The sequence below is a fragment of the Pseudomonas sp. DWP2-2 genome (genome assembly GCF_049897065.1).
Taxonomy (GTDB): domain Bacteria; phylum Pseudomonadota; class Gammaproteobacteria; order Pseudomonadales; family Pseudomonadaceae; genus Aquipseudomonas; species Aquipseudomonas paracarnis.
In genome coordinates this window covers 170,660-190,433 of record NZ_JAFCVN010000008.1, presented here as the reverse complement: position 1 = coordinate 190,433, position 19,774 = coordinate 170,660, and the positions used below count along the sequence as shown (strand labels likewise).

The following is a 19,774-nucleotide window of genomic DNA, read 5'->3' as shown; positions in this document are numbered from 1 at the left end:
GGAGGAGAAACGAGAGTTTGGCGATGTTTTTGACTCAACAACGGCAAATGGCTCAGAGAGCTAGAGGCTAAAGTTAAAGTAATTTATTAAGAGTAAGATTTTTTTGGTATTACGAAGATGCATCTGCCAATGATTTGGCAGGGAGGGATTCTTGCGTTACTACCGGGTTTGCGCACGAGATTCGAACGCAAGGAAAAAAGGTGGAGAGTCGATCTGTAAGCCGGGTTCTGTCTTGAACAGTCATTCGTCTACGATGGCCATCACTGGACATCTTTAGCAACCTACCCGGTCCCAGCGCGGGCCACGCCTTGGGACCCTATTTGGTCTTGCTCCAAGTGGGGTTTACCTAGCCACGAACTGTTGCCAGTCGTGCGGTGCGCTCTTACCGCACCTTTTCACCCTTACCGGCACCGAAGTGCTTAGGCGGTTATTTTCTGTGGCACTTTCCGTAGGCTCACGCCTCCCAGGCATTACCTGGCACTTCGCCCTATGGAGCCCGGACTTTCCTCCCCCCCCTAATTTTCATAGAGGGCAGCGACTGTCCAATCGACTCTCCGCCGCGCAGGTTAACGGCACGGCGGCTTGAGGACAAGTATTAAAAGTGCGGCATTGCCATCACGTTCAGACGAAATACAGATTTGCCCCTGGAACTATTCGGCCTTCTGCTTATCGAGCGCGACCTGATACAACACATTCTTGCGCACACCGGTAATTTCCGCTGCCAGGGCGGCGGCGCGCTTGAGTGGCATTTCCTTGAGCAACAAATCGAGGACGCGCATCGCCTCGCTGCCCACCGCATCTTCATTCTCCGGCGCGGTCCAGCCTGCTACCAACACCACGCATTCGCCACGTTGCTGATTGCTGTCGCCCTCGACAAACGCTCGCAGCTCCTCCAGCGGCAACCCCTTGAGGGTTTCGAAGGTCTTGGTCAACTCTCGGGCCAGCAAGGCCAGGCGCTCACCGCCGAACACCAGCTCCATGTCTTGCAGGCATTCAAGGATACGATGCGGAGCCTCATAGAAGATCAAGGTGCGCGGTTCTTCTTTAAGTGCCTGCAGACGCGCCCGACGCCCTACAGCCTTGGCGGGCAGGAAGCCTTCGAAGATAAAGCGGTCCGAGGGCAACCCGGCGGCCGATAATGCAGCAATCAGCGCGCAGGCTCCCGGAACAGGCACTACATTGATACCTGCGGCACGGGCCTGGCGGACCAAGTGGTAACCAGGATCGGAAATCAGGGGCGTGCCCGCGTCGGAAATCAGCGCGACGTCATCACCCGCCAAAAGACGTGTGATAAAGCGGCTACCCTCTTCACGTTCGTTGTGTTCGTGGCAGGCCGCTAATGGCGTGCTGATACCAAAATGCTGCATCAACCGTTGGGAGTGCCGCGTGTCTTCTGCCGCGATCAATTTCACCTCGCGCAACACTTTCAGCGCCCGGGCACTGATGTCGTCCAGGTTGCCAATGGGCGTCGCCACCACAAAAAGCGAGCCAGCAGTGGAATTCAAAAGACCTGGAGCAGTCAAAGCGCACACCTCGATGGTTGGCAAAAGCCACATTGTAGCGCGTAGACGCCTTGAAAATATGCCATCACGGCCGATGCCGTTTCAGCCACCATTAGCTAAACACAACATTTGCACGACCTAAATCCACGGTTTAACGCCATGAACATCGCGCCTGGGCCAGTGCTTGGGTACACTTCCACGCTAATTTGATCGGTATCAGGAACACTTACATGATCGCTTGCCTGCGGCTGCTCTCCGCCCTCTGCCTCGCTGCATTGCTGGCTGCTTGCGCCAGTTCGCCCTCCTCCAGTCTTGGCGAACTGCCACGCACGCCCGATGCCAGTATCGAGCAACTGCTCGAACAGGCGACGAACGCCAAGACGCCAGAAAAAGCCGCGTTGCTGCGCCTGAGCGCGGCGGACCTGGCTTACCAGCAGAACAACCCCGGCCGCTCCTCGCAGATCCTTGCGCAAGTGCCCCTGGACGCCCTGAAGCCAGCCGCGCAAGTATTTGCCAGCACCCTGGCCGCAGAACTGGCCATGGGGCGCAACCAGCCCAAGGCGGCTTTGGCAGCGCTGAACCACCCCAGCCTGCAAAGCCTGAAGGAACTGCCGACCGACCAGCAGATCCGCACCGGTACCGTACATGCACGTGCCTATGAAGCCGATGGGCAGACCCTCGCCGCCGCTCGCGAGCGGGTGTCCATGGCGCCCCTGCTGACGGGTGAGGCTGCCAACAGCAACCACGAGGCCATCTGGGTATTGATTGCCGCGTTGCCAGCCGAACAGCTGCAAGCCACTGGCAACCCGACACTCGATGGCTGGATCACCCTGGCCCAGGCGGTCAAGGGCGCCGGTACGCTGGAGCAACAACAAGCCGCCATCGACACCTGGCGCGCACAGAACCCGGGCCACCCGGCTGCAGTGCAACTGCCAGCGCCGCTGACCAAGCTCAAGGAACTGGCCAGCCAGCCCCTGAACAAGATCGCCCTGCTGCTGCCGCAGGAAGGGCCGCTGGCGGCTGTGGGCAAAGCGCTGCGCGAAGGCTTCATGGCGGCTCACTACCAGGCTGAACAAGCCGGGCAGAAGCCACCGGTCATCGAGTTCTATGACAGCTCGCGCCTGGGCTCCCTCGACGACTTCTACGCCAAGGCCCAGGCCGCCGGCGTGCAACTGGTGGTCGGCCCGCTGGAAAAACCGCTGGTCAAGCAACTCAGCGCACGCCCGCAGCTGCCGATCACCACCCTCGCCCTGAACTACAGCGAGACCGATCAAGGCCCGGCGCAGTTGTTCCAGTTCGGCCTGGCCGCTGAAGACGAAGCCCGCGAAGTGTCGCGCCGTGCACGTGCCGACGGCCTGCACCGTGCCGCCGCCATGGTGCCCCGTGGCGAATGGGGCGAGCGCGTCTACAAAGCGTTCCGCCAGGATTGGGAAGCCAATGGCGGCACCGTCATGGGCGTTGAATATGTCGATCAGCCTGTTGCCTTGGCCCAGCAGATCGCCGATCTGTTCCAACTGCGCAAGAGCGAAGGCCGCGCCAAGAGCCTGCAAAGCACAGTAGGCACCGACGTAGCCGCCCAGCCTTCGCGTCGCCAGGACATCGAGTTCATCTTCCTGGCCGTAACGCCGCAACTGGCCCAGCAGATCAAGCCGACCCTGAACTTCCAATACGCCGGCGATGTGCCGGTGTACGCAACCTCCCACGTGTTCAGTGCCAGCGGTGACCGTAACCAGTACCTGGACATGACCAACGTGATGTTCTGCGAAACCCCCTGGTTGCTCAACACCACCGACCCACTGCGCAACCAGGTTGCGGCGCAATGGCCGCAAGCCAATGGCAGCCTGGGCCGCCTCTACGCAATGGGCGTCGATGCCTACCGCCTGGCACCACGCCTGGGCCAGCTCAAGGCACTGCCTGACACCCGTGTCGACGGCCTCTCGGGCAACCTGGGCATCAGCGCCAACCAGCGCGTGGACCGCCAGATGCCGTGGGCGAAGTTCGTCGGCGGCGAAATACAGCGCCTGCCCGATACCCCACGCTGATGCCCCAGCGGTCCAGCGCACAAAGCGGCAAGGATGCCGAACTGCATGCGCTCGATTACCTGCAACAACAGGGTCTGCGCCTTCTGGCGCAGAACTGGTTATGTAAACGCGGCGAGCTTGATCTGGTCATGCTTGACGGCGATACAGTAGTATTCGTCGAAGTCCGCTACAGAAAACACGCACAATGGGGTGGCGCGCTCGCCAGTATCGACGAGCGCAAGCGTCAAAAGCTGATACTCGCTGCGCAGTTTTTCCTGCAAAAAGAGCATCACTGGGCTGACCGCCCCTGCCGTTTCGATGTGGTTGCCATGGAAAGCACCCCGTCAGGCACAGCTGATCTGACCTGGCTTAAAAATGCCTTCGACAGCTGATTCGCCGGGCACCCTCACCACTCACTTTTGCTCTTTGCATTGCGGGCTGCACATTACCTGTGCCAAACAGCCGCGCTACTTAAGGTCACACAGATGGACATGCAATCCCGAATTCGCCAGCTTTTCCAGGCCAGCATCGACACCAAGCAACAGGCGATGGACGTACTTGCACCGCACATCGAGCAAGCCAGTCAGGTCATGGTCAATGCCTTGCTCAACGAAGGCAAAATGCTTTCGTGCGGCAACGGTGGTTCGGCCGGCGATGCCCAGCATTTTTCCTCCGAGCTGCTCAACCGTTTCGAACGCGAGCGCCCGAGCCTGCCGGCCATTGCATTGACCACCGACTCGTCGACGATCACTTCGATCGCCAACGACTACAGCTACAACGAAATCTTCTCCAAGCAGATCCGCGCCCTAGGCCAGCCGGGCGATGTATTGCTGGCGATTTCCACCAGCGGCAACTCGGCGAATATTATTCAAGCGATCCAGGCCGCACATGATCGCGAAATGATTGTCGTAGCCTTGACCGGTCGCGACGGCGGCGGCATGGCTTCGCTGCTGCTGCCCGAGGACGTGGAGATTCGCGTCCCGGCCAATGTCACTGCACGTATCCAAGAAGTTCATCTGCTGGCGATCCACTGCCTGTGCGATCTGATCGACAGCCAACTGTTCGGGAGTGAAGAATGACCGTTAATCGCCTCAGTCTTTTGGCCATTACGCTGTGCGTCGCCATCAGCGGCTGCAGCTCGGCTATCACCGCTACACGGGACACCCCTATTCAGGACGACCGGGGCACACGCACCTTCGGCAGCACCATTGATGATTCGCTGATCGAAACCAAGGTCAAGGTCAACGTCGCCAAGGCTGCTACCGACCTGGGCAACGGTGCCTCGCGCATCGTGGTGACCAGCTTCAACGGCGTGGTCCTGCTGGCAGGCCAAACACCCCGCGCCGATCTCAAGGCCCAGGCCGAGCAAGCCGCTGCCGGCGTGCAACGCGTCAAGAAGGTCCACAACGAACTGCAGGTCATGGACCCGATCACTCTGCTGGCCATCAGCAACGATGCCTTGCTGACCACCAAGATCAAGGCCCAGATGCTGACCGACAGTGCAGTGCCAGGCTCGCGAATCAAGATCGTCACCGATAACGGCATCGTCTACATGATGGGCCTGCTGACCCAGGCAGAAGCCACCCGCGCCGCCAACCTGGTGCAAGGTGTGTCGGGCGTACAGAAGATCGTCAAGGTATTCGAATACATCGACTGATGTAGATCGAAGCTGCCTGATCGTTCCCACGCTCTGCGTGAGAACGCATCCCGTGACGCTCCGCGTCACCGCACAAGCTTCAGCTTTTGCGCCAAGAGTGGGACGCGGAGCGTCCGAGCGGGCATTCCCACGCAGAGCGTGGGAACGATCAAAAAAGGGCGCCGTGCATTGACTGCACGGCGCCCTTTTTAGTGCCCAGGGTTTACTGGTATTGCTGGTACGGATTGCCCTGGAACTGGTTGTTCTGCTGTGGTGCCTGCTGCTGACCAGGCTGGCCGTATTGCTGGCCAGGGATCGGGCCGAGGTTGACTTCGACGCGACGGTTCTGCGCACGGCCATTCACGTCAGCGTTGCTGGCAATGATCGTTCCCACGCTCTGCGTGGGAACGCATCCCGTGACGCTCCGCGTCACCGCACAAGCCTCGACTTTTGCGCCATCAGTGGGACGCGGAGCGTCCGAGCGGGCATTCCCACGCAGAGCGTGGGAACGATCAAAAAAGGGCGCCGTGCATTGACTGCGCGGCGCCCTTTTTAGTGCCCAGGGTTTACTGGTATTGCTGGTACGGATTGCCCTGGAACTGGTTGTTCTGCTGTGGTGCCTGCTGCTGACCAGGCTGGCCGTATTGCTGGCCAGGGATCGGGCCGAGGTTGACTTCGACGCGACGGTTCTGCGCACGGCCATTCACGTCGGCGTTGCTGGCAATGATCGTTCCCACGCTCTGCGTGGGAACGCATCCCGTGACGCTCCGCGTCACCGCACAAGCCTCGACTTTTGCGCCATCAGTGGGACGCGGAGCGTCCGAGCGGGCATTCCCACGCAGAGCGTGAGAACGATCAAAAAAGGGCGCCGTGCATTGACTGACGGCGCCCTTTTTAGTGCCCAGGGTTTACTGGTATTGCTGGTACGGATTGCCCTGGAACTGGTTGTTCTGCTGTGGCGCCTGCTGCTGACCAGGCTGGCCGTATTGCTGGCCAGGGATCGGGCCGAGGTTGACTTCGACGCGACGGTTCTGCGCACGGCCATTCACGTCGGCGTTGCTGGCAATCGGGTTATCCGGGCCGGCACCGCGTGCGCTCAGGTTGGCACCATTAACGCCTTGGGAGGTCAGGTAGTTGGCCACGCTCTGCGCACGGCGCTGGGACAGGTCCATATTCAGTTGGCGGCTACCGGTGCTGTCGGTGTAGCCAACGATCTGGATGGTGTTCTGGTTGAACTGCTTGAGAGAGTTGGCCAGGTTGTTCAGCGGCTGGTAGAAGCTGCTGGAGATCGCGTCCGAGTTGGTGGCGAAGGTAATGTTGCCCGGCATGATCAGCTTGATCTGGTCACCCTGGCGCTGCACCTCGACCCCGGTGTTCGCCATGCTTTCACGCAGTTTTTTCTCTTGCTGGTCGGCGTAGTAGCCATAGCCCGCCGCACCGGCACCCGCAACGACTGCGCCAATCAGCGCGCCCTTGCCACGGTTGTTATGGTCGATGGCCGCACCGGCCAATGCACCAGCCAGCGCACCGAGGCCGCCGTACTTGGCGGTTTTGCTCATGCCGCTTTCGGAACCATTGCTGGCCTGTCCCTGGCTGCCGTCATAAGGGTTAGGTGAGGCGCAGCCAGACAACAGGGCTACGGCGATAGCGACAACAAGCAGACGACGCGGAGTGAACATGAAGGAAGCTCCTACTTTTGCATTCTGTGATGCAGAGGACATTGGCAATGGACCTGTGCCGAGTTTGGAACGCGACAAACGGCAAAAATTCCGTGGAGGGGAGCGTAAAGCATAGCTGTCTTTGGCTCGGGCCTGTGTCTGTGTGTCTGTACCGGTTTGTATCAGAGCCGACAACCCATCACGCACGCACGAAAGGATTCTCCCGCATCTCATCGCCCAGCAACGTATCCGGCCCATGCCCAGTGACCACCGTCGCGCCCTCGTCCAGCGTATACAAGCGCTGCTTGATCGACCGCACGATCGTCGCTTGGTCGCCACCCCATAAGTCCGTGCGCCCTACGCCGCGACGAAACAAGGTATCGCCGGCGATCAACAGCTTGGCGTCGGCGAACCAGAAACTCATCGAGCCCGGCGTATGCCCTGGGGTGTGCAAGGCTACGCCACAGCCGCAGGCCAGTTCTTCGTCATGCTCCAGCCAGCGATCCGGCGACGGTACCGGGACGTAGGGCACGCGAAACATCTGGCATTGCATTTCCAGGTTGTCCCATAGAAATTGATCATCTTTGTGCAGATGCAGCGTGGCGCCGGTCTTTTCTTTCAATTGACCGGAGGCGAGGAAATGATCGAGGTGAGCATGGGTGTGGATAATGCTCACCACCTTCAGGCCCAGCGCATCAAGGCGCGCCAGGATCAACTCGTGATTGCCACCGGGGTCGACTACGATGGCTTTTTTAGTGATCGGGTCGCCAATGATGGTGCAGTTGCACTGCAACGGGCCGACGGGAAAGGTTTCGCGAATCAACGGTTGTTTTTCAATAGTCATGGGTGTCCTGCAAGCTCTCTGGCGCGTTCCAAGTGCAGTATGGTGTAGCTTGCACCTGCTCTGGAAGGAGTCGATTGCGCGGTATATCCGCTGCTAAGCTACACAAGCGCCATTAAGTCCACCGCTGCAGTCAGTCGCATTTGGAGCAACACCCATGGCGAATCAACAGATCATCTGCGAACACTGCGACTGCGTGTACGAGAAAGTCACGCTCGCCAAACATCAAAAAGCCCTGTGTGTGCGTTGTTTTGGCGTGCTGCAGCGCTATAACGGCCTGTCGGTGCAGCAACGCCTCGCCCTGACGGTGACCGCCGCAGTGCTGTGGACCTTTGCGAACTTTTATCCGGTGATGAGCATCAGCCTGCAGGGCTTGAAAAACAGCGCGACGCTCTGGGATTCAGTCGTTGCATTGAGCCTGGGGCCGATTACGTTCATTGCTTTGGTCGCGGCGATTTCCATCATTATCGCGCCGGTGTTTCAGCTGCTGTTGCTGATCTGGGTGCTGAGTTTCGCGTTGGCCGGTAAGCGCTCGCCGGCATTCAAGCTGTGCATGCGCTGGCTCGAAGCACTCCGGCCCTGGAGCATGCTGGAGGTGTGCCTGCTGGGCGCGATGGTCGCGGTCTTCAAGCTGGCCGGCATGCTGGATGTGATCCCTGGCACCGGCCTGTTCGCCTTGGCCGCCCTGAGCCTGTTGCTGATCCGCATTGCCGGGCGCGATGTACGCGACCTGTGGGACACCGTATGAATTCACCGCCCACCGCCCGCGAGCTGAATCTGTGCCTGTGCCATACCTGCGGCCAGCCCTGCGACATGCGCCTTGAGCCCACCGAGTGCGATCGCTGTGGCGCCGCACTGCATCGGCGCAAGGTGCAGTCCCTGACCCGAACCTGGGCCTACATGCTCACCGCCCTCGCCTTTTATGTCCCGGCCAACTTACTGCCGGTGATGAACACCACCATGCTCGGCTCGGGCGCAGACAGCACCATCATGAGTGGCGTGCTGGAGTTCTGGCAGCATGGCGCCTGGGACATTGCGCTGATCATTTTCATCGCCAGCATTGCCGTGCCGGGTATCAAGTTCCTGTCGCTGGGGCTGCTGCTGGTCACCGTGCAGCGTAATAGCCAGTGGGCGCGCAAGGAGCGTTCAAAGCTGTTTCGGTTTATCGAACTGATCGGCTACTGGTCGATGCTCGATGTCATCGTGGTTGCCCTGGTGGCCGCGCTGGTGAAGTTTCAAGCCCTAGGCACGATCGAACCGCGCCTGGGCATTCTGTTTTTTGGCCTGGTGGTCGTGTTTACGATGCTGGCGGCCATGAGTTTTGATCCCCGGCTAATCTGGGAAAATCCACATAACGAGGAGACCTCGGATGAGCTCATCCAAGGCTGACACCCCTGCGGGGCAACCCGTGATCAAGACGCGTCGTTTCAGTGTCTCGCTGGTCTGGATCGTGCCGATTGTCGCCGTACTGGTGGGGATCTCGCTGGTGATTCACAGCGTCATGCAACAAGGGCCGACCATCGTCCTCAACTTCAAGACCGGCAGCGGGCTGGTTGCCAACAAAACCGAGGTCAAATACCGCAACGTGGTGATCGGCCAGGTAACCGCCGTGGCCCTGAGTGATGACCAGAAAAGCGTCAATGCCACCGTCGAGCTGGTCAAACAGGCCGAAAGTTTCACCCGCGAAGATTCAAAATTCTGGGTGGTGCGCCCGCGCATCGGCGCAGGCGGCGTGTCGGGCATCGACACGTTGTTGTCCGGCGACTACATCGGCGCAGACATTGGCCAGTCCGAGACTCGCGCCAAACACTTCACCGGCTTGGAAAACCCGCCGCCCATCACCTACGGCGAGCCGGGCAAGCGCTTCACCCTGCACACCCAGGCCTTGGGCTCCCTGGATATCGGCTCCCCCGTCTATTACCGCAAGATCCCGGTGGGCCAGGTAGTGGCCTATGAGCTGGACAACGAGGGCAAGGGCGTGAATGTCGAAATCTTTGTGCATGCGCCCAATGATGTGTACATCACTGAGAACACGCGTTTCTGGAATGCCAGCGGCGTCGACTTGAGCGTCGGTGCCAATGGCTTCGCGCTGAAAACCGAATCCTTGTCCTCCATGTTGATGGGCGGGATCGCCTTCCAGGCGCCGCCCTACAACCCCAATGACAAACCGGCCGAAGAAAGTCGCAGCTTTGAATTGTTCGAAGACCAGCAAAGCGCCCTCGCCCCGCCCAACGGCAAGGGGCAATACATGGTCCTGCGCTTCGATCAGGCCCTGCGCGGGCTGAAAGTCGACGCACCGGTGGAGTTCCTCGGCGTCGAGTTCGGCAGGGTTGTATCGATCAACCTGGATTTCGATGCGAAGAAACGCACTTTCCCGGTCAATGTCGGCATCGTGATCTACCCGCAACTGCTCGGCGAGGCCCACACCAAGTTGCTCAAGGCCATGAACAATAACCCTGACGATGAGGCAGCCGGCGTACGCCTGATCGGCACCTTCATCGAAAACGGCCTGCGCGCCCAGGCCCGCAGCGGTAACTTGCTGACCGGCCAGCTGTACATCGCCCTGGACTTCTACCCCAAGGCCGAGAAAGTCGCGTTCGACCCGAACCAGCGCCCCGTGGGCATCCCCACGATCCCGGGCAACCTGGAACAACTGCAAGAGAAGTTCGAAGGCATCGTCAACAAGATCAGCCAACTGCCTGTCGAGCGCATTGCCGGCAACCTCGACGCCAGCCTGGTCGAACTGCGCAAGGGCCTGGCGCAATTCAACGCCAAGACGCTGCCGGGTGTGCAGACGACCTTGGCCGACGTGAGCAAGACCCTGCAATCGGCCAGTTCAACCCTGGCCGAAGACTCGCCGCAGCGTGAACAACTGACCCAGACCCTCGACGAGTTGGGGCGCATGTCGCGCTCCCTGCGCGAGCTTTCGGATTACCTGGGCCGGCATCCGGAGTCGCTGATTCGCGGCCGCCCCGATAACGCCGCACCGACGGACCTGCAAGGGCCACCCCGCAAATGACCATTGGAGCCGCCATGACATTGCCGTTGAAGATCACGTTGCTGAGCACCCTGCTGCTGCTCGGTGCCTGCCGCAGTGAACCCATCGCTTTTCATACCCTGACCCCGGCGCACTTGAGCCCGAGTACGCGAGCAGAGGCCGGCGGTGTGCGCATTGAGAGCATCAGCGTGCCGCCTCAGGTCGACCGCGCGCAGATCGTGATCCGCCAGGGCGACAGCGGCCTGGCGATTCTTGAAACCCAGTGGTGGGCCGCCACCCTCGCCGATGAACTGAGGAGCGCCTTGGTGGATCAATTAGCCAACAGCAATGCCCGGCAAGCCGTGGCTTTGCGCGTAGACGTGCAGCGGTTTGACTCGGTACCGGGGCAGTACGCATTGCTCGATGTGCGCTGGCGCGTGAGGCAAGTCAATGGCGATCGCCCGGCCTTGACCTGCCGCACCACCTTGCAATCACCCGCCGGGCCGAGCATCGACGATTTGGTGGTGGCGCATCAGAACAACCTCAAGCGTTTCGCGGCGCTGATCAATCAGACCGTCGACACCTCACTCAAAGGCTGCCCGACCACGCCATAAACCCAGGGCTCAGGCCAACAACCCCATGGCCTTGGCCCGCGCCACCGCCTGGGTACGACGCTCCACGCCGAGCTTGCTGTTGATATGGCTGGCGTGGGTCTTCACCGTGTGCAGGGAGATGAACAGCTGGTTGCTGATTTCCTGGTTTGAACAGCCTTGGGCAATCAGTTGCAGCACCGCCAGCTCTCGGGTGCTGAGGGTTTCCTGTTGAGGTGTGGCTTCAACTGCGCTGGCTTGGGGCAGCAACGCCAGCAAGCTCTGATTGAGCAGTCCATGGGAATCCTTGCCCAACTGATCGCGCATCCACTGCGGATAACCCTCCAACAACCGTTGAAACGGCTGCAACGCACCGCCCGAACCGGCTTCCAGGGCACGGGCGAATACCGGCCGGGCCTTGGCTTCCAGGCCATTATCCAGAAGTAACTGCACCTGCTGGACCAGCGCCATCAGGGCAATCATTTGGCGCCCACTGTCATGGGCCTGTTGGGCCAACGCTTCCAGGCGTTGCAGCGCGCTGTCGGGCTGATGGCGCGTGGCATCGAGCGCAGCTTGTTGCAGCTCGATATGTTGCGGCAGGTGCGGATGAAACTCGGGGGCGGCCGCGGCGTGCTCGCCGTTGTAGGTCTGCCCCAGGCGGGCCAGCCAGGCGTCGGCCAGGTCAGTGCGCCCCTGGGCCAGCCACAACTCGCATTTGATCAGGGTGATCATCGCCAGGTAATAGATCGGCGGCACATCCCAGATGTGCATCAAGCGCTCGGCCTCGGCCAGTTCGGCAAAAGCATGGGCAAACTCCCTACGCCGCCCTTCGAAGCTGGCGATGACGCAGTGCCCGATCAGCACGCTGATATCGCGGCAGGCACGGGCCTCGGCCAGGCCGGCGCGCAAACGCGCCAGGCCGGCCTCGGGCTGGTAACGCACCAGCAGCAGGTAGCCTTCGTACAGCGACAGGCGTGCGCGCACGGCATACAGGCGCTGGGGCGCCAGCCCATGCAGGCGCTCAAGGCCCTGGCGGACTTCATCCAGGGAACGCAGGATCTCCCCCCGCGCCTGCAGCACCCGGGCCCGGTCGTAATGGGCCAAGGCTTCAAACAAGGGGTTACCGACGCGCTGCGCCAGTTCCAACGATTCGCGGTTCAGGCCACGGGCGCGCCACAGGTCGGCATCGACGATCGCCAGGTTGGACAGGGTCGAAAGGCACATCAGGCGCTGGCCGTAACGCTTTTGCGGCAGGCTTTCCAACGCCTCTTGGCAATAGCGCTGGGTCAGCTCACGGTCCCCACGCCCACGGGCAATAATCCCGCTCAGCGCCAACCACTGGGCCAACATGGATTTTTGCGCGGTGGCCGACGGGGCCGGCAGGAAGCGGCTGAGGTAACTGGACAGCTCCTGTGCCGCATCCAATTGGCACGCCAGCCCCAACGCCCAGCTATACAGCACGATCAAACGTGGCGTGCTGATCAGCAGGCTGTCGGGCAAATCCATCTTCCAACGCAACAGCATGCCCACATTCTGCTCTGCCAGCAGCTGCTCTTCGGACAGGTTCTGCACCAGGTTCGCTGCCACATCCAGATGCCCGGCCCGCAGCGCCTGCTCCACCGCCTCGTCGATCAAGCCCTGGGCGTTAAACCAGCGACAGGCGCGCAAGTGCAAACTGGCCGGCGGCAAGGTGGCGCTTTTCTCGCGGCGGGTGCGCAGCAGGTCGGAGAACAAGTGGTGGTAGCGGTACCAATGGCCTTGCTCGTCCAACGGCACCAGGAACACTTGATGAGCCTGCAAATAGCGCAGGATTTCTGCGCTGTCGTGGGCCTCGCGGACGGCGTCGCATAGTTCGCTGCAAAAGCGCTCCTGAGGTGCGGTGTCGTACAGGAACGCTTGTACCTCCGCAGGCAGGCAGTCGATGACTTCTTCGAGCAGGTAATCGCGAATCAGCCCCTCGCCACCGTGCAGGCTTTGCGGCAAGGCGCTCTCACTGCCGGCTTCGGAGGCCGCCAACAGCCAAAAGCGCAGGCCGGCGACCCAGCCCTCGCTACGGCGGATCAGGTTTTCCAACGCCTCGCCGCGCAATGCATTGCCGTGTCCATCCAGCACCGCCAGGGACTCGTCATGGGTCAGGCGCAGGTCTTGCTCATGCAGTTCCAACAGGTGCCGCGACAGGCGCAGGCGTGCCAGGTGCCAGTCCGGACGCTGCCGGCTGGTGACCAGCACCACCAGGCCATCAGGCAAATGATTGAGAAAAAACTGCAGGCAGCGATCCAGCACCGGGCCTTGGGCCAGGTGATAGTCATCCAGCACCAGCAATAACGGCGAACGTGCAGACAGGTGCACTGCCAGTTCGTCGAGCAGGCCATCGAGCCATTCTTCGAAAGCAAAGGGTTGGTGACGCTGGCGCATTTTCAGCAACCCCAGGGATTGGGCGCCGAGTTGCGGGAAATACTGTTGCAAGCCGTCGAGCAGCCGCTCCAGGAAACGGCCGGGGTCGCTATCCCGAGGGCTCAGGCCCAACCACAGGCTTTGCCACTGGGCAGGCAAGCCCTGGCAGAACTCCACCGCCAACGAACTCTTGCCAAACCCCGCAGGCGCGCTGACCAGCAACAGTCGCCCATCAAGGCCCGCATTCAGCCGTTCGCACAGACGCGGGCGCAGCACGTAGCCGTCAGGCAGCGGGGGCCGGTAGAAGCGGCCTTCCAGGGTCGGCATCACCACACTGGCAGGCCCATGGGTTCGGGACAGATCAGTCATCGCCGGGCTCTTGTAGAAGGCTGTTGTCGGCATTGCAGATGTCCGCAGACTAGCGGTAAAAGCGGCGGGATTGTAGATCTTTGCAACAAATGGCTGAAAAAGAACTGCGACAAGAAATATCCCGTCCAGCCTCCTGGAAAGAAGTAGGAGCGAGCTTGCTCGCGAAGCGCTCAAAAACAACGCGCCCATCCAGGAATGATCGTTCCCACGCTCTGCGTAGGAATACAGACTTCGACGCTGCGCGTCGACTTTTGAGGCGTGACGCAGAGCGTCACGGGAAGCGCTCCCACGCAGAGCGTGGGAGCGATCAGTTAGCGAACGCCGTCCTGGCGCAGGGCCGCTGGGGTGAAGTCGCTGGTGCTGGCGGTGAAGCCGAAGTCATAGGCCTGCTTCTCTTCGTTCTTCATGCCCAGGGCCAGGTAGCGGCCGGACTGCAGGTCGTAGAGGGTTTCCAAGGCGTACCACGGCACTTGCTTGTCGTAGTAGTTCTCGGCATGGGCTTCGGCAACGCGCCACAGTTGGCCGCGACCGTCGTAGTGGTCGATCACCGCTGCTTGCCAGGTGTCTTCGTCGATGTAGAAGTCACGCTTGGCGTAGATGTGGCGCTGGCCTTCCTTCAAGGTGGCGACCACGTGCCAGACCCGGCGCAGCTCGTAGCGAGCCAGGTCCTGGTTGATGTGGCCAGCCTTGATGATGTCGGCGTACTTGAGCTTGGGATCGTCGACCTTGTAGCTGTTGGAGGCGATGTACATCTCTTTCTTGCCTTCCAGCTTCCAGTCGTAGCGGTCCGGCGCACCGTTGTACATGTCGAGGTTATCGGAGGTGCGCAGGCCATCGGCGGCAGTACCCGGCCCGTCATAGGACACTTGCGGCGCCCGACGCACACGGCGCTGCCCGGCGTTGTAGACCCAGGCCGAACGCGGCTCTTTGACCTGGTCCAGGGTTTCGTGCACCAGCAGTACACCACCGGCCAGGCGCGCTGGCGCAGTCACTTGCTGCTTGAAGTAGAACAGCACGTTGCCTGGGTTTTTCGGATCGAAGTCCTTCATCTTGTCGCGGAACACGAACTGGTCGCGAAAGTACACCAGGCTATAGGAACCGTTGGTTTGCGGGGTGGCCTGGGTAACCAGGCGGGTCACGCTGCCGCCGCGATAACGGGTGATGTGGTTCCAGATCACTTCAACGCCGCTCTTGGGAATCGGGAACGGGACGGCGGTTTCGAAGTTTTCCAGGCCGTTGCCGCCGGACACCAGGTTGGTGGTGGTGGCGTTTTTCTTGATCGAGGCAAACACCTCGGCCGGCACGGTGGCGCCGCGATGGGTCGGGTACACCGGCATCTTGAAGCTGTCCGGGTAACGCTTGAACATCGCGTATTGCCCGGGGGCCAGCTTGTCTTTGTACTGCTCGACGTTCTGCGCAGTGATGGTGAACTGCGGTTGCTCGCTGGCATACGGGTTGGCGAGGAAACCACGGGCGTCCACCGCGCCGGCATTGGTCGGCAATGGCGACCATTTAGGAATGGTGCCGGCCGCGTTACCGGCCATCTCGGCGCCCATCGGGGTCAGGGTCGTGCCGAGCTTGGCGGCTTCATCTGCCGAGACTGCCGCCATGACGTTACTCGCCAGGATCGACAGCCCAAGCACACCCACGTGCAACAGACTTTTTGTTATTTTCATGCTCTGGTCTTCCTGAATACATGCCACTTGAAAAGAGTGTGCTTAGAAGTTGGCGCCGAAGCTCAAGGCGACAAAGTCGCGGTCATCCACGGTGCTGAACTTGCCACCAAAGAAGTTGGTATACGCCAGGCTCGCGGTGTAGGTGTTCTGGTATTCGGCATCCAGGCCCAGGCTGACCGCCTTGCGACCTTCTTCAAAGTTGCCGCCAGGGCCTGGCGAGTAACCTTTGACGTCGTGGGACCAGGCCACGTTGGGCTTGAGGTTCACGCCTGCGAACACGTCCGGGTATTCCCAGATGGCACGGGCGCGGTAGCCCCATGACGTTGCGGTGGTATAGCCGTCGTTATTGCAATTGGTGTTCAGGCCAGCAGCGTTGGGCAAGCCGGCGCCGTTGGCGGTGGAGTTGTTGAGGGCGTTGCAGAACCCACCTGGCAGCGTGCCTGGGCCGAACACCGGATCGCGGCCGTAACGAGCCTGGGATTTGCTTTCCAGGCCACCCACGTGGGTCACGCCGATTTCACCGACGGTGGTGAGGCGGCTGGCGCCCATGACCTGGTCGAAGAAGTGCGTGAAAGTAGTCTGGAACTGGGTGACTTCCTTGCGGTTGTAGCCGTGCAGGTCCTGGCCTGGCGTGCCCTTGAGCACGGACGCATTGCCAAAGCCGGGGATCGGCGTGACGCCGGCGAACAGAATGTCAGTGGTGCTCAACTGCACCGGCGCATTCGGACGGTAGCTCAACTCACCGCTCCAGGCGGTGCCGGTAGGCAAGGTGGTGGAGAAGCTCAGGCCGTAGAGGCGAATATCTTCCGGGTACTCGACGAAGTAGTTCGAGCTACCCGCCACGATCAACGGCCGCAAGGCCCCCAGTGGCCCCAGCGGACGCGTGTAGGCCGCCGATGGCGCGCCCTGCGCGCTGAAGATCGGCGCGCGGCTGTGGTAGTTCATGAAGTACGCGCCGAATTCGGTATCCAGCGGTTCGAAGTTGTAGCGCATAGCGACGCCGAACTGGCCGCTGTCGCGTGCATCACGGTCCGGACCACGACGCACCAGTACGCCTTCGCTGTTCACGTCCACACCCAAGGCACCCAGAGTTGGCAGGGCGGCAGCAGGAATGGTGGAACGCTTGTTCAGTACCCGCAGGTTGTTGCTGCAACCATCGGAGATCACGTCCGGCTGCGAGAAGAACGTGCCGCAGTTATCGGTCACGGTCTGGTCCCACTCCAGTTGGTAAAACGCCTCGGCCGACAGGTTGTCGGTGAGCGACTGGGACACGTAGAACATGTTCACCGGGATCAAGCCTTCCTTGATCTCGGCCCCCGGACGACGAAACGCCGACACGTCGATCGGGTTGATGGAGTTGATGCCGCCGCCGATGAAGGTACTTTCGCCCCAGCTCACGACCTGCTTACCAAAACGCACGGAACCCGGCGCATCGGCAATCGAGTAGTTGTGGTAGACGAATGCATCGAGAATCTGCCCGCCCGAAGACTTGGCGCCTTCCTTGCGGTTGTTGTCGCTGATGTCCTTGAACGGACGGCTTTCGTCCTTGAGTTCGAAGTCGTACCAGTACTTGCCCCGCACAAATACACCGGTGTCGCCGTACTTCAGTTCCAGGTCGTGGATGCCCTTGAAGATCTTCGAGAACGTTTCGCCGCGCTTGAAGTTCAAGTGCCCGTCATCGGAGGTCTGGGACAGGCCCTTGCCGCCGTTGTTGGCACCGATCAGGTCACGATTGGGCTTGGCCGTGGACCAGCTCGCCCCCACGGAAAGCGACGAGTCAAAGCTCCCTTCGATTTCACCAATGTTGAAACTGACGCCGAATGCCGGCCCGGCGAGCGTAGAAGCGAGGCTGACGGCCAGGGGCAGTCTTGCCCGGCGCCAGAACTGGTTTACTGAGGTCATCGACGCTACTCCATGTGCATATTTTATTGTTATGGCAGTGAGCCCTTTCTTCAGATGTAACGGCCGGGATACAACGATTCCAATGCCGCATCGCCACCGAGCCTCCATGGCTCGAAGCGCAACATCCGCGAAAAACTCTGAAAGGGACTATAGCCAGAGGGGGGTAGTGCTTGATCCCTCTAAAGTGTGATTTGCATCACCAACCTGTCTGCCACAACCCTTTCGCCACGCCGACGAAGGTCGACGCGGGAAGGATGGCTGAAATTCGGCAAATCACAAGTAAAGGCTTGATATAGAGCATTGCCGCGCCCGAGCGGGCGCGGCGAGAGGGTTTAGAGCGTGGACAGGAACGTGCTGTTGTTGGCCTGCCATTCGATGATGTCGACACGGATACGTTTCTTGTCGAGCTTGCCGACACTGGTCTTGGGAATTTCAGTAACAACGGCGATCTGGCTCGGGATCGCCCACTTGCTCAAATGGCCCAGTTCGACAAAAGGCTTGAGGTGTTCCTTGAGCTCTCGCGCATCGATCACATGCCCTTCGCGCACTACCAACAAGGCGAAGGGGCGCTCGCCCCATTGCGGATCGGCGATGCCTACCACCGCCACTTCCCGTACGGCGGGGTGACGGCTGACCAGATCTTCGAGGGCCAGGGAGGAGATCCATTCGCCGCCGGTCTTGATCACATCCTTGATGCGATCACGGATATCAATCACGCCGAAGGCATCCAGCGTAGCCACATCACCGGTGTGCAACCAGCCACCGGCCCATAGCTCGGCGCCCTTGTGCGGCTCGTTGTAGTAACCCTCGGTCAGCCACGGCGCGCGCAGCACCAGTTCGCCCTGGGTTTCGCCATCGGCGGGCAGAAAACGACCGTCGGTGTCCATGATTGCCGCTTCGACCAACGGCCCCGGGACACCGGCCTTGATGCGGTAGGTGGTGCGCTCATCTTCGCTGCCAGCCATCAACTCATCATTGAGGTGAGCGCAGGATACCAGCGGCCCGGTCTCGGACATGCCATATGCAGCGGTCAGTTGAATGCCTCGGGCCTTGGCGGCTTCGTACAGCGAACGGTTCAGGGCGCTGCCGCCGATGACGATTTTCCAACCGCCGAAATCCACGTTCTGCGCAGCCTTGGCGTTGAGCACCATTTGCAGAATGGTCGGCACACAGTGGGAGAACGTCACCTTCTCCTTGCGCCACAGTTCCACCAGGTATTCCGGGTCGTAGCGGCCGGGGTACACCTGTTTCAGCCCGAGCATGGTCGCCACATACGGCAAGCCCCAGGCGTGTACGTGGAACATCGGCGTGATCGGCATGTACACGTCGTTGGTGCCCAGCAGCCGCACGCTGTCGACGCTGCCCATGATGGTCGCTACGCCAATGGTGTGCAGCACCAGTTGCCGATGGGTGAAGTACACGCCCTTGGGGTTGCCGGTGGTGCCGGTGGTGTAGAAGGTGGTGGCGACCGAGTTTTCGTCGAAGTCCTTGAAGTCATAGGTGGGGCTGGCGGCGGCCAGCAGGGTTTCGTACTCACCTACCAGGTTGGGCAGCTCGGCGGTGTGGGTGTCACCATCGGTAATCAATAAGGTCTTGTCGACGGTAGTGAGCTGCCCGGCAATCGCCTGGTAGAGCCCCACGAACTCACTGTTGACCAGCACAAAGCGGTCTTCGGCGTGGTTCATGGTGTACAGAATCTGTTCTGGCGACAGACGCACGTTGATAGTGTGAGTCACCGCGCCGATCATCGGGATGGCGAACATACACTCCAGGTAACGGTGGCTGTCCCAGTCCATCACCGCCACCGTGTCACCGGCCTTGACCCCGGCTTCGGTCAGCACATTGGCCAGGCGAGCGACGCGCTCGATCAGCGTCGGGTAGCTGTAGCGCAGCTTGTCGCGATAGATAATTTCCCGGGTTTTCTCGTAGCGAGTCCCGGACATCAACAGGCGCTTGATCAACAGCGGGTATTGGTACGCACCTTCGGCGGGCGGGATAACACGGGTCTGCAACATAAGAATCCCTTTAATGACTGCACGGTCTTGGCTTGAAGACCTGCACTGTAGAGCGCTTATGTTTCAGCCAAATCAGCCAAAGGAATGATTTGCAGGGGCCAGTAAATGCTAGCGTTACGCCATTACCGAGGACCTAATGAGACCCAATGTGGGAGCGGGCTTGCTCGCGAATGCGGAGTGTCAGCCGGTATAT

At 60.7% G+C, this 19,774-nt stretch carries 15 protein-coding genes, 1 other RNA gene and 2 pseudogenes; 8 read left to right on the top strand and 10 right to left on the bottom strand.

The window, feature by feature from the left end; translation table 11 throughout:
- Positions 1–200: 200 nt before the first annotated feature.
- Together rnpB and rsmI are read right to left on the bottom strand one after the other, a co-directional pair.
- Positions 201–554, bottom strand: an RNA gene (rnpB, locus tag ACP7CZ_RS18900) — RNase P RNA component class A.
- Between the two features lie 96 nt (positions 555–650).
- Positions 651–1,556, bottom strand: coding sequence for a 16S rRNA (cytidine(1402)-2'-O)-methyltransferase (gene rsmI / locus ACP7CZ_RS18895; protein ID WP_087149550.1), 906 nt, complete (start codon positions 1,554–1,556; stop codon positions 651–653).
- A 176-nt stretch (positions 1,557–1,732) separates the two neighbouring features.
- Here rsmI and ACP7CZ_RS18890 point away from each other — a divergent pair, with 176 nt between their 5' ends.
- The 4 genes from ACP7CZ_RS18890 (at position 1,733) to ACP7CZ_RS18875 (ending at position 5,180) form a co-directional block, all read left to right on the top strand.
- Entirely contained in the window at positions 1,733–3,544 is a 1,812-nt protein-coding gene (locus ACP7CZ_RS18890) for a penicillin-binding protein activator (protein ID WP_054919296.1), read from the top strand.
- Positions 3,544–3,915, top strand: coding sequence for a YraN family protein (locus ACP7CZ_RS18885; protein WP_054898902.1), 372 nt, complete (start codon positions 3,544–3,546; stop codon positions 3,913–3,915). Before ACP7CZ_RS18890 ends, ACP7CZ_RS18885 begins: the two co-directional genes overlap by 1 nt.
- A 93-nt stretch (positions 3,916–4,008) precedes the next feature.
- Positions 4,009–4,602 carry a phosphoheptose isomerase gene (locus ACP7CZ_RS18880; RefSeq protein WP_007904374.1) on the top strand — a complete coding sequence of 198 codons (594 nt, stop codon included), beginning with the start codon at positions 4,009–4,011 and terminating at the stop codon, positions 4,600–4,602.
- Entirely contained in the window at positions 4,599–5,180 is a 582-nt protein-coding gene (locus ACP7CZ_RS18875) for a BON domain-containing protein (RefSeq protein ID WP_003188655.1), read from the top strand. Before ACP7CZ_RS18880 ends, ACP7CZ_RS18875 begins: the two co-directional genes overlap by 4 nt.
- 202 nt (positions 5,181–5,382) lie before the next feature.
- Here ACP7CZ_RS18875 and ACP7CZ_RS18870 read toward each other — a convergent pair.
- The 4 genes and pseudogenes from ACP7CZ_RS18870 to ACP7CZ_RS18855 form a co-directional block, all read right to left on the bottom strand.
- Positions 5,383–5,541: pseudogene (locus tag ACP7CZ_RS18870) on the bottom strand (cell envelope biogenesis protein OmpA); the annotation flags it as partial.
- Between the two features lie 184 nt (positions 5,542–5,725).
- Positions 5,726–5,884: pseudogene (locus ACP7CZ_RS18865) on the bottom strand (cell envelope biogenesis protein OmpA); the annotation flags it as partial.
- A gap of 183 nt (positions 5,885–6,067) precedes the next feature.
- Positions 6,068–6,838: an OmpA family protein gene (locus ACP7CZ_RS18860; protein ID WP_294163508.1), complete on the bottom strand. Its 771-nt coding sequence runs from the start codon at positions 6,836–6,838 to the stop codon at positions 6,068–6,070.
- Positions 6,839–7,016: 178 nt separating this feature from the next.
- Positions 7,017–7,661 carry an MBL fold metallo-hydrolase gene (locus ACP7CZ_RS18855; protein ID WP_034126333.1) on the bottom strand — a complete coding sequence of 215 codons (645 nt, stop codon included), beginning with the start codon at positions 7,659–7,661 and terminating at the stop codon, positions 7,017–7,019.
- Positions 7,662–7,815: 154 nt separating this feature from the next.
- Here ACP7CZ_RS18855 and ACP7CZ_RS18850 point away from each other — a divergent pair, with 154 nt between their 5' ends.
- The 4 genes from ACP7CZ_RS18850 to ACP7CZ_RS18835 are packed head-to-tail and all read left to right on the top strand — an operon-like array spanning position 7,816 to position 11,249.
- Positions 7,816–8,406, top strand: a complete 591-nt coding sequence (locus ACP7CZ_RS18850) for a paraquat-inducible protein A (RefSeq protein ID WP_034126332.1) — start codon at positions 7,816–7,818, stop codon at positions 8,404–8,406.
- Entirely contained in the window at positions 8,403–9,047 is a 645-nt protein-coding gene (locus ACP7CZ_RS18845; RefSeq protein ID WP_014716963.1) for a paraquat-inducible protein A, read from the top strand. The genes ACP7CZ_RS18850 and ACP7CZ_RS18845 overlap by 4 nt, the downstream gene beginning before the upstream one ends.
- On the top strand, positions 9,028–10,677 hold the full coding sequence (locus ACP7CZ_RS18840; protein ID WP_014716962.1) for an intermembrane transport protein PqiB: 1,650 nt from the start codon (positions 9,028–9,030) through the stop codon (positions 10,675–10,677). The genes ACP7CZ_RS18845 and ACP7CZ_RS18840 overlap by 20 nt, the downstream gene beginning before the upstream one ends.
- Before the next feature lie 14 nt (positions 10,678–10,691).
- A complete protein-coding gene (locus tag ACP7CZ_RS18835; protein WP_054897007.1) occupies positions 10,692–11,249 on the top strand; it encodes a PqiC family protein in 558 nt (185 codons plus the stop codon).
- A 9-nt stretch (positions 11,250–11,258) separates the two neighbouring features.
- Here the strand turns inward: ACP7CZ_RS18835 and ACP7CZ_RS18830 are convergent, their stop codons facing one another.
- From ACP7CZ_RS18830 to ACP7CZ_RS18815, 4 genes are all read right to left on the bottom strand, one after another.
- On the bottom strand, positions 11,259–13,988 hold the full coding sequence (locus ACP7CZ_RS18830) for a LuxR C-terminal-related transcriptional regulator (RefSeq protein ID WP_054897008.1): 2,730 nt from the start codon (positions 13,986–13,988) through the stop codon (positions 11,259–11,261).
- A gap of 311 nt (positions 13,989–14,299) precedes the next feature.
- Positions 14,300–15,664: a DUF1329 domain-containing protein gene (locus ACP7CZ_RS18825; RefSeq protein WP_034126328.1), complete on the bottom strand. Its 1,365-nt coding sequence runs from the start codon at positions 15,662–15,664 to the stop codon at positions 14,300–14,302.
- A gap of 42 nt (positions 15,665–15,706) precedes the next feature.
- On the bottom strand, positions 15,707–17,566 hold the full coding sequence (locus tag ACP7CZ_RS18820; protein WP_003188640.1) for a DUF1302 domain-containing protein: 1,860 nt from the start codon (positions 17,564–17,566) through the stop codon (positions 15,707–15,709).
- A 332-nt stretch (positions 17,567–17,898) separates the two neighbouring features.
- On the bottom strand, positions 17,899–19,581 hold the full coding sequence (locus tag ACP7CZ_RS18815) for a fatty acid--CoA ligase (RefSeq protein ID WP_294163507.1): 1,683 nt from the start codon (positions 19,579–19,581) through the stop codon (positions 17,899–17,901).
- Between the last annotated feature and the right edge of the window lie 193 nt (positions 19,582–19,774).